We start from the raw sequence: 11073 nt of genomic DNA, 5'->3' as shown, positions 1-11073 counted from the left end.
GGCTACTCCCACTCCGCTTCCAGTTCGTCCTCGAACTCGTCGATCTCGTCCTGGGACAGCGAGCCCAGGGTCAGGTCCGACGGGGTGTGCCCGCCGGTGCCACCGGACGCGGCGTACGCGACGACACCGTCCAGGGCGGCCCGCCAGTCGTCGGCGAGCTGCCGCACGTCCGCCTCGTCGAGCAGTTCGCCGGGCCAGCGCCACACCGAGGTGAGCCGGGGTCCGGCGTCGGTGTCGGCGGTCCAGGCGGCCACCTCGACCGGGTACGCCACCGGCTGCTGCGGATCCGCGCCGCCGCCGATGCCGGCACCGGCACCGTCGGCGCCGCCCAGCCGGCCGAGGTAGTTGAACATCACCTGCGCCTCGGCCGATTCGGCCAGCACCCCGGCGGTCTCCTCGTTGAGATGCCGGAGCAGGCCGTACCCGAGCCCGTCGTCCGGGGCGGCCCGGAGTTGCTCCTTGACCCGTTTCAGTGCCACGGCGACGGCGGGGCCGCCCTCGCGTAGCTGATGCCAGTCGACAGTCCCGGGATCGAGCCGGACTGGAGTCAGGCTCGTGAACCAGCCGACGGTGCGCGAGAGGTCGACGCCGGGCAGGTCGGCCCGGCCGTGCCGCTCCAGGTCGACCAGCACCGACGGGTCGTCGCCCAGCCCTCGCTGCGCGCGTCGGCGCGCCACCGCGAGAGCCAGCGCCGCCAGCAACGCGTCGTCGACCCGCGCGTGGAACAGTGCCGGCACGGTGGTCAGCAGCGACTGGGTCCGGTCGACCGGCAGTTCCACCCGGAACTCGGCCAGTGTGGCGACGGTGTCCCGGGCCGGGTCGAGCGCGCGGGCGGCCAGCGGCGGCTCCGCCTGGTCCAGCAGCTTGGTCCAGAACGGCAGCTCGGCCAGCCGGTCCGGGCTGTGCGCGTCCCGTACCAGGTACCCGGCCCACTCCCGTAGCGACGTCCCGGCCGGGGTGAGCCGGGGCGGCGAGCCGGGCGGGGCGGCGAGGGCGGCGGTCAGGTCGGGCAGCAGGATCCGCCAGGAGACCCCATCGACGACCAGGTGGTGGGCCAGGATCAGCAGGTGCCCCGGCTGCCCGGCCGCGCCCTCGCACCACACCACGTGCAGCATCCGCCCGGCGGCCGGGTCCAGCCGCAGGCGCGCCGCCTCGGCCAGCGCGGCGAGATCGGGTACCCCTTGTTCGGAGTGGGGGTCCGCCGCGGCCGGCCGGTGGGTGATCAGATCCTCCGCCGCCACGGCGCCGCGCGGGCCGATCACCAGTCGCCGCTGCCCCACCCCACCGATGAGCCGCATGCGCAGCGCGTCGTGGTGGTCGAGAAGCGCCTGCACCGCGTCGCGCAGCCGGTCGAGGTTCATCCCGGCCCGGGCGGGCACCACCACCGACTGGTGGAAACCGCCCAGCGGACCGGCCCGCTCCAGCCACCAGTGGACGATCGGGGTCAGCGGCAGTTCACCGATGCCGGCGTCGGGATCGGTGACGGCGACGCCGGCCGTCTCCCGCGCCACCGCCGCCAGCCCGGCGACGGTCTTGTGGGTGAAGACCTCACGCGGGGTGAGCGTCAACCCGGCCGAGCGGGCCCGGCTGACCAGCTGGATCGAGACGATGCTGTCGCCGCCGAGGTCGAAGAAGCTGTCGTCGACACCGACCCGGGGAAGCCCGAGCACCTCGGCGACCAGCGCGGCGAGCAGTTCCTCGCGTGGAGTGGACGCGGCACGGCCGCCGGTGGTGGCCTCGACGAAGTCCGGCGCGGGCAGCGCCGCCCGGTCGAGCTTGCCGTTCACGGTGACCGGCAGGACGTCGAGAGCGACCACCGCCGCCGGCACCATGTGGTCGGGCAGTCGCCCGGCCACGTGCTCGCGCAGCGCGGTCTCGTCGATCTCCCGGCCGGCTGCCGGAACGGCGTACCCGACGAGCCGTCTCACCCCCGGCTGGTCCTCACGGGCCAGGACCACGCACTGCCCCACCGACTGGTGCTCGGCGAGGACCACCTCGATCTCGCCCAGCTCGATCCGGAAGCCGCGGATCTTGACCTGGTGGTCGGTGCGGCCCACGTACTCCAGCACCCCGTCGCAACGGCGGCGGACCACGTCCCCGGTCCGGTACATCCGCTCGCCGGGGACCACACACGGGTCCGCGGCGGCCAGCGACGCGGCGAACGGGTCGGCGACGAACCGCTCGGCGGTGAGGCCGGCGCGGCCCCGGTAACCCCGGGCCAGCTGGACTCCGGCCAGGTACAGCTCGCCGGCCACGCCGGGCGGTACCGGGCGCAGGAAGGCGTCGAGCACGTACAGGCGGGTGTTCCAGACCGGCACGCCGATCGGCACGCTGCGCTCCCCCGGACGGCACGGCCAATACGTCACGTCCACCGATGCCTCGGTCGGGCCGTACAGGTTGTGCAGCTCGACGCCGTGCTCGCCGGTCGGGTCGACGGTGGAGAAGAACCGCTCGGCCAGCTCGACGGGCAGCGCCTCGCCGCTGCAGATGACGCGGCGCATGCCGGTGCACCGGGCGGCGGCCGGCTCGGCGAGGAACGCCGCCAGCATGGACGGTACGAAGTGCAGTGTGGTCACGCGCTCGGCGCGGATCAGCTCGGCCAGGTACGCGGGGTCCCGGTGGCCCTCGGGCCGCGCCATCACCAGGGTGGCGCCGACGACGGTGGCCCAGAAGAACTCCCAGACCGACACGTCGAAGCTGGACGGCGTCTTCTGCAGCACCCGGTCGGCGTCGGTGAGCCGGTACTCGTTCTGCATCCACGCCAGCCGGTTGACGATGCCGGCGTGCGGCACCACGACACCCTTGGGCCGGCCGGTCGAGCCGGAGGTGTAGATCATGTACGCCGGGTTGGCGGCGGTCAGCGGCGCGTGCCGGTCGGCGTCGGTCAGCGCGGCCGGGGACAGCTCCGCCGTCGCGCGCCGGACCTCGTCGGCGTCGAGCACCAGCACGGCGGCGTCACCGGCCCGCCCGGCGGTCGCCCGGGTGGTGAGGACCAGCGCCGGGCGCGCGTCGTCGAGCAGGTACGCGATCCGGTCGTCCGGATAGTCCGGGTCCACCGGCAGGTACGCCGCGCCGGCCTTCAGCACCGCCCAGAGCGCGACGACCAGTTCCCGCGAACGGGGCACCGCGACTGCGACGAACCGCTCGGGGGCCACTCCGCCGGCGATCAGCAGCCGGGCCAGGCGGTTGCTGTCCCGGTCCAACTCGGCGAAGGTCAGGCCGGTGCCCTCGAAGACCACCGCGACGGCGTTCGGGGTGGCCGCCGCCTGCCGGGCCAGCAGGTCGGGTAGCGTGGCCTCGGGGACGGGATGGGTGGTGGCGTTCGACTCCACGAGCACCCGTCGCCGCTCGGCCGGGGTGATCGGTTCGAGGCGGCCCACCGGGGCGGCCGGGTCGGCGGCGATGTCGCCCAGCAGCCGGCACGCCCGATCGAGCAACGCATCGGCGCCGTCCCGGTCGACGACGTCCGGCCGGTACTCCAGCCGCAGCCCCAGCCGGTCGCCGGGGACGAGCACCAGGCTCAGCGGGTAGTGCGTGGCGTCGAGCCCGTGCACGCCGCGTACGGCCAGGCCGGTGCCGGCGAGGTCGAGCACGCCCGGGTCGACCGGGTAGTTCTCGAAGACCACAAGGGTGTCGAAGAGTTCTCCGTGCCCGGCGAGCCGCTGGATGTCGGCCAGCCCGAGATGCTGGTGCGGTTGCAGCGCGCTCTGCCGCTCCTGGACCCGGCGCAGCATGGCGGTGACCGGTTCGGCCGGGTCCAGGCGTACCCGTACCGGGACGGTGTTGATGAACAGGCCGACCATGCTCTCCACCCCGGGCAGCTCGGCCGGCCGGCCCGCCACGGTGGCCCCGAAGACCACGTCGTCGCGGGCAGTGAGGCTGCCGACGAGCACCGCCCAGGCGGCCTGAACCACTGTGTTCAGGGTGACCCCGGCGGTCCGGGCCGTCCGGGTCAGCGCCTCGGTGAGCGACGTCGGCAGTTGCCGCCGCAGCTTCTCCGGCGGCGTCGGGGAGCGTCCGGTGACGGCCGGCGCCACCAGGGTCGGCTCGGTCAGGCCGCCGAGGGCTTCGCGCCACGCCGTCTCGGCCGCGCCGCGGTCCTGCCGAACTCGCCAGGCGGGGTACGCCCGGGCGTCGGTGACCGGCGGCAGCCCGTCACCCCGGCCGCCCGAGCGGTAGAGCGCGAACAGCTCACCGGCGAGCACCGGCATCGACCAGCCGTCCAGCAGGATGTGGTGGTTGGTCAGCACCAGCCGGTACCGGTCGTCGGGCAGCCGGACCAGGGTGAAGCGCAGCAGCGGCGGGCGGGCCAGGTCGAAGCGTTCCGCGCGGTCGGCGGCGAGCAGGCCGGCCAGTGCGGAGTCCAGTTCGGCCGGTGCGGTGGCGGACAGGTCCGGCTCCCGCCAGTCCACCTCGACCGCGGCCAGCACCACCGCCACCGGGCGGCGCAGCTCGTGCTGGGTGAAGCCGCTGCGGAGTCCGGGATGCCGGTCGAGCAGCGCCTGCGCGGCGGCGCGCAGGCGGATGGCGTCCAGCGTCCCCTCGAGGTCGAAGACGAACTGGACGGTGTAGACGTCGGGGGCCCGCTCGTCGTACGCGGAGAGGAACAGCAGCCCATCCTGCAGCGGGGCCGGCGGCAGCACGTCGGCCAGCGCCGGGTACGCCGCCTCGAGCCGCTCCACCTCGTCCTGGTCGAGTTCGACAAGCGGCAGGTCGGAGGGGGTACGGCCACCGCCGCCCGGCTGCTCCGCGTACTCCGTGATCGCCTCGACGGCGCGGAGCCACCCGTCGGTCAGCTCGCGCACGTCCCGGTCGGTGAGCACTCCGTCCGGCCAGGTCCACTCGGCGGTCAGCCGCGGGCCGTCCGGCCCGTCCACGACCACCGCGTTGATCTCCAGCGGGTGCGCCACCGGCAACGTTCCGACGCCGCCGAGGGCGACTGCGCCGTCAATCGTCACCACCGACCAGTCGCCGTCACCGACGGCCAGCCGGCCGAGGTAGTTGAACCCGATCTCCGGCCCGGACGATGCGGCGGAAGAGTCGCCGGAGCGGGCCGCCCGCAGCTGTTCCTTGATCCGCTTGACCGCCCGGCCGACGGCCGGGCCGCCGGTCCGCGCCTCGGCGGGGTCCACGTCGCCGAGGCCGAGTCGCGCCGCGTCCAGGCGGGTGAACCAGCCCACCGTGCGGGACAGGTCCAGATCGTCGATGTCGTCACGGCCGTGGCCCTCGACGTGCACCAGCAGGTCCGCGCCCGGACCCGGCTCGTGTCGCCGCCGGTCGGCCACGCTGATCACCAGCGCGGTCAGCAGCAGCTCGTCGATCCCGGCATGCCAGCGGGCAGCGGCGGTGCGCAGCAGCGTCTCGGTGCGGGACACGGGCAACCCGACGGTACGTCGCCGCGCCGTCGCCTCGATGTCGTCCGGGCGGATCGGCCGCCGCGCGAGCGGGCGGTCCACGCGGGACGGCACCGCCTCGACGGCCGCGGCGGTCCGTTGCGCGACGCGCCGGGCCCAGGTGCGGTAGGACGTAGGCACCGGGGCCAGCCGTGGCTGCGCGCCGGCCGCGGCCGCGGCCACGGCGGCGGCCAGGTCGTCCAGAAGGATCCGCCAGGACACGCCGTCCACGGCAAGGTGGTGGACGGCGAGCACCAACCATCCCCGGCGGTCCGAGCCGGCGTCGCCCCACACCGCCTGCACCAGCCGCCCTTCGGCCGGGCGCAGCCGGTCCACCGCTTCCGCGCGGGCGGCGCGGATCGCGCCGTGCGGCTCGGCCGGCCCGGTGGCGTCGACCCGGCGCAGGCAGTCGGCGGCGACGCCGCGCGGCGGGACCGTCAGCTGCCACGCCGCGCCATCCCGGTCCAGGATGATCCGCAGGGCGTCGTGCCGATCGACCAGCGCCTGCACGCCGGCCGTCAACTCGGCCAGGCCCAGACCGGCGGGCGTACGCAACACAACGCTCTGTGCCACCGCGTCGACCGGGTGGGCGGCGCCCGCCCGGTCGCGTAGCCACTCGACGATCGGCGGCAGCGGCACCTCGCCGAGAGCGTCCCCCGGGTCCTCGACGTCGGTCCCGTGGAGGTCGCCGGCCGCCCGGGCCAGGGCGGCCGGCGTCCGGTGGGTGAACACGTCGCGCGGTGTCAGCCGCAGCCCGGCCAGCCGGGCCCGGCTGGCGAGCTGGATGGAGACGATGCTGTCCCCGCCCAGGTCGAAGAAGCTGTCCTCGGCGCCGACCGTGGGCACCCCCAGCACCTCGGCGAAGAGGCCGGCCAGGAGCGTCTCACGGCGGCCGGCGGGAACCCGGCCCGCGCCCGCCGCCGCGGCGAAGTCCGGCGCGGGCAAGGCGCGCCGGTCCAACTTGCCGGTGGGGTTCAGCGGCAGAGCCGCCAGCGGCACGAACGCCGCCGGCACCATGTACGCCGGCAGCGCCGCGGCGACGTGGTCGCGCAGCTCGGCGGCGGACGGCACGGCGGCGGAGCCGGCCGGGACGACGTAGCCGACGAGATGGGTGACACCGGCGTCGGTGCGGGCCACCACCGCGGCCCGGCCCACCCCGGGGTGGGTCAGCAGGACTGCCTCGATCTCGCCCGGCTCGATCCGGTAGCCGCGCACCTTCACCTGGTCGTCGACGCGCCCGAGGTAGTCGATGTCGCCGTCGGCCAGCCAGCGGACCAGGTCGCCGGTCCGGTACATGCGCGTGCCGGGCGCTCCGAACGGGTCGGCGACGAACCGCTCGGCGGACAGGCGGGGCCGGTCGAGGTAGCACCGGGCCAGTCCGGCGCCGGCGAGGTAGAGCTCTCCGGCGGCACCGGGCGGCACCGGACGCAGCGCGGCGTCCAGCACGTACGCCCGGGTGTTCGTGGTCGGCCGGCCGATCGGCGGGGCGGTCCCGTCGGGGAGGTCCCCGCCGTGCCACGCGGTGGAGTAGACGGTCGCCTCGGTCGGGCCGTAGATGTTCGCCACCCGTGTCCCGGGCAGCGCGGCGCTGATATCGCGCACCGCCGCGGCCGACAGCGCCTCGCCCGCGAGCACGACGACATCGGCGCGAGCGTCGACTGCTCCCCCGGCCAGCAGCTGCGCGAAGGCCGACGGCACGGCGCTGATCAGGCTGCCGGACCAGCCGGCGGGGCGTTCGGCGAGGGCGAGCAGGTCGTCGACCACCTCGATCTCACCGCCGCAGGCCAGCGGGCCGAACATCTCGAACACGGAGACGTCGAAGTTGAGCGAGGTGCTGGCCAGCACCCGGCGCAGCGCGTCCGGGCCGATCTCGGCGACCGCCCAGCAAGCCAGGTCGACGGCGTTGTCGTGGCTGACCACGACGCCCTTGGGGCGGCCGGTGGAGCCGGACGTGTAGATCACGTACGCCGGGTTGGCACCGCGCAGCGGGCGCAGCCGGTCGGCGTCGGTCAGGTCGGTGTCGTCCTGCTCGGCGAGCGCGGCGACGAGCGCGGGCCCGTCGAGCGGCAGCAGGCGGCCGGCGGCGGACGCCGGCAGCCCGTCGGCGGCGTCGGCGCCGGTGAGGACCAGCCGGGGGCCGGCGTCGGCCAGCATGAACTCGATGCGGTCCGGTGGATACCGCAGGTCCACCGGCAGGTAGCCGGCGCCTGCCTTCAGCACGGCGAGCAGGGCGACCATCATCTCCGCCGACCGGGGAAGCGCCAGCGCCACCAGTTGCTCGGGGCCCGCGCCGCGGGCGACCAGCACGCGGGCGAGCCGGTTCGCGGCGGCGTTGAGTTGCGCGTACGTCATTGTGATGTCGCCGCGAGTCACCGCCGGTGCGTCCGGGGTGGCCGCCACCTGACGCTCGATCAGGGTGGACAACCGCAGGTCGGGCACCGGCGCTGTCGTCCCGCTCCACTCCTGCAGCACGAACCGGCGCTCGTCGGGCCCGGTCAGGTCCAGCCGGCCGGTCGGGGTGTCCGGCGCTGCCGCCGCAACGGCGGCGAACGTGCCCAGGAAGGCGGCGAGCCGGTGGGCGTGCTCGGCGACCTGGTCCGCGCCGTAGAGGTCGGCGTTGGCGTCCAGATCCAGCCGGGCGTCGCCGTCCCCGCGCCGGCCGTCGAGCACGACGGCCAGGTCGTCGACGGGCCCGCCGGCCAGGTTGTGGTCGGTGCCGGTGGCCGCGCCGAACCGGATGCGACCGCTGTCGGCGCCGAGCAGGATGTTGACGTGCGGGCCGAGCACCGACGCGCCGCCGGTGAGGCCGAGGTCGCGGTGCAGGTCCTCGAAGCGGTAACGCTGGTGGCGCAGCGCGCCGTGCAGCTCCCGGGAGACCTCGGCCACGAGCTGGCCGAGCGGCGTGCGGGCCCGTACCGCGACGCGCAGGGGCGCGATCGTGGAGACCGTCCCGGGAACGCTCCGCGCCAGGGTGCTGCGGCGGGCGGTCGAGGGCAGGGCCAGCACCACGTCCTCGTCGCCGGCGAGCCCGTTCAGGTACGCGGCCACGGCGGCGACCACGATCGCCGGCACGGCGACGTCCCGCTCGCGCGCGGCGGCGCGCAGCCGCCGCATCGTCGTGGCGTCGACCGGCGCGCTGCCCCGGACGAGCCGGCGCGCGGTGGTGGGCGCCCGGCCGGCGAGGCTGGTCGGGGTGGGCCGGTCGGCGAAGCGTCCGGTCCAGTAGCGACGGTCCCTGGCGAACCGTTCACCGGCCCGATCGGCGGTCTCCTCGGCCACGAGGGCCCGCAGGGAGCCGAACGGCGCCGGGCCGGGTTCGCCGCCCTCGCTCAGCGCGGTGTAGACCTCGGCCACCCGTCGGGCCACCAGGACCATGCCGTACCCGTCGAGGGCAAGGTGGTGGTAGCACTGGTACCACAGGGTGCGGTCGCCGGCCAGGCGCAACAGCGCGTAGCGGAAGACCGGCTCCCGGTGCGGATCCACGGCCCGGCACAGGTCGGCGCGCATCCACTCCGTCGCGGCCGCATACGGATCGGACTCCCCCCGCAGGTCGAGCACGGGCAGCGTCCAGTCGACCCGGGGCAGCACCGAGAGCACCGGGCGCCCCTCGGCGGGCTCCTCGACCCGCACACGCAGCGCTTCGGCGTCGGCGACGGTACGGCGCAGCGCCGCCTCGAACGCGACCGGGTCGACGGGGCCGGCCAGGTCGGCGTACTCGGCCAGGTTGTAGACGGGGTTGTCCGGCTCGAGCCGCTGGGCCAGCCAGATCCCGAACTGCGCGGTGGTCAGCGGGCAGGGGGTGTCCTCGTGATCGGGCACGGCAGTCCTCCGGAGTTGCGGACGCGGCGGTTCGTGGATGGCCGGCCGCGCCGTGCGCGGGCCGCCGGCCGCCCGGCCGGATCGGGCGCGACCCGGCCGGTGACGGTGCGGTCAGCGGCCCCGGGCCGCCGCGCGGTACGTGTGCGTGGCCAGCGTCGCGCTGATCAGCAGCAGCGCGATGGTGAGCAGCAGGGAGGCGGCGACCGGGTGGCGCATCGGCAGGGCGTCGCCGGTCGTGCCCGGGTTGCCGAACAGCTCGCGACAGGCCGCGACGACAGCGGAGAGGGGGTTCCACTCGCAGAGGACGCGCAGCCAGTCGGGAAGCCCGCGCAGCGGGATGAAGGCGTTGGACAGGAAGGTCATCGGCATGATGACGAGGAAGGCGACCGCGCTGACCGTCTCCGCCGAGCGGAGTCTCAGCCCGAGCAGGACGCCGATCCAGGAGGCGGTGAAGCCGAGGAGGAGCAGCAGGCCGAAGCCGGCGAGCACCTGCACCGGCCCGGAGTGGGTACGCCACCCCATCGCAAAGCCCACGAGCGCCATCGCGCCACAGGCGATCACCACGCGGGTGAGGTCGGCCAGGGTCCGGGCCAGCGGCACGGCGAGCCCCGCTATCGGCAGTGACCGGAACCGGTCGTCGATGCCGTTGCCCAGGTCGTCGACCACACCGAGCGCTGTGTGCTGAAGGTTGGTCAGCATCATCTGGGCGAAGATCCCGGCCATCAGGAACTCCCGGTACCCGCCCTCGGGCACCTCGATGACGCTGCCGAACAGGTAGCCGAAGATCACCACGTAGGCGACCGGCATGACTGTCACCCCCAGCAGCCGCATCGGCACCCGGCCCAGGTGGCGCAGATGACGGCCCACCAGGGCCGAGGTCTCGACGGTGAGGGTGGTCATGCCACTGCCTCCGGCTGCTCGGCGGCACTGCGTCCGGTGAGATTGAGGAATACGTCGTCCAGGGTCGGCGCGCCGCTGGCGAACGACTCGACGTCGATGCGGGCGGCTTCGAGCGCCGCCGCGGCGGCTGCGAGGCCGGTCAGCCCTTCGCCCAACGGCAGCCGCAGACTCACGCCGTCGGCGTCGAGCACCGGCTGGTGGGTGGTGACGACGGCCAGGGCGGCGACGGCCGCGGCGCGCTGCCCGGCGTCGCGTACCCGGATCTGGAGGTGCTCGTCGCCGACCTTGCGCTTCAGCTCGTCGGAGGTGCCCTCGGCGATGACCTTCCCGCCGTCGAGGACCAGGATCCGGCCCGCGAGCTGGTCGGCCTCCTCGAGGTACTGCGTGGTCAGCAGCACCGTCGTGCCCTTGGCGACCTGCTCCCGGACCATCGTCCAGAGCGTCCTCCGGTTGGTGATGTCCAGCCCGGTGGTGGGCTCGTCGAGCACCAGCACCGGGGGGTCCGCCACCAGGCTGGCGGCCAGGTCGAGGCGGCGGCGCATGCCGCCCGAGTAGGTGCGGGCGGTACGGCCGGCGGCATCGGTGAGCTGGAATCGCTCCAGCAGCTCGTCGGCGCGGGCGCGGGCCGCCCGCCGCCCGAGGTGATGCAGGACGCCGATCAGGACCAGGTTCTCCCGGCCGGAGAGCAACTCGTCCACGGCCGCGTACTGGCCGGTGAGACCGACCCGTTGACGCACCTCGCGCGGCTTGCGGACCACGTCGTACCCGCAGACGCGGGCGCTGCCGCCGTCGGGGGCGAGCAGCGTGGACAGGATCCGCACCATGGTTGTCTTGCCGGCCCCGTTCGGGCCGAGCAGGCCGAGCACGGTGCCCGCAGGCACCGCGAGGTCGACACCGGCCAGGGCGGTGTGGGTGCCGTAGCTCTTGCGGAGCCCTTCGGCCTCGATCGTCAGGTCCATGT

Annotated in this window: 3 protein-coding genes; all 3 read right to left on the bottom strand. The window is 75.0% G+C overall.

From position 1 onward, the window contains the following. Positions 1-2 precede the first annotated feature (2 nt). The 3 genes from Q3W68_RS22680 to Q3W68_RS22670 all read right to left on the bottom strand — a co-directional run bounded on the left by Q3W68_RS22680 (position 3) and on the right by Q3W68_RS22670 (position 11071). Positions 3-9212, bottom strand: a complete 9210-nt coding sequence (locus tag Q3W68_RS22680) for a non-ribosomal peptide synthetase (protein WP_302907365.1) — start codon at positions 9210-9212, stop codon at positions 3-5. A gap of 111 nt (positions 9213-9323) precedes the next feature. Continuing rightward, a complete protein-coding gene (locus Q3W68_RS22675) occupies positions 9324-10112 on the bottom strand; it encodes an ABC transporter permease (protein ID WP_302907364.1) in 789 nt (262 codons plus the stop codon). Next, positions 10109-11071, bottom strand: coding sequence for an ATP-binding cassette domain-containing protein (locus Q3W68_RS22670; protein ID WP_302907363.1), 963 nt, complete (start codon positions 11069-11071; stop codon positions 10109-10111). Before Q3W68_RS22670 ends, Q3W68_RS22675 begins: the two co-directional genes overlap by 4 nt. Between the last annotated feature and the right edge of the window lie 2 nt (positions 11072-11073).

This window comes from Micromonospora sp. C28ISP2-4 (assembly GCF_030519385.1).
Classification (GTDB): Bacteria; Actinomycetota; Actinomycetes; order Mycobacteriales; family Micromonosporaceae; genus Micromonospora; species Micromonospora tulbaghiae.
This window is presented reverse-complemented; position numbering and strand designations above follow the sequence as displayed.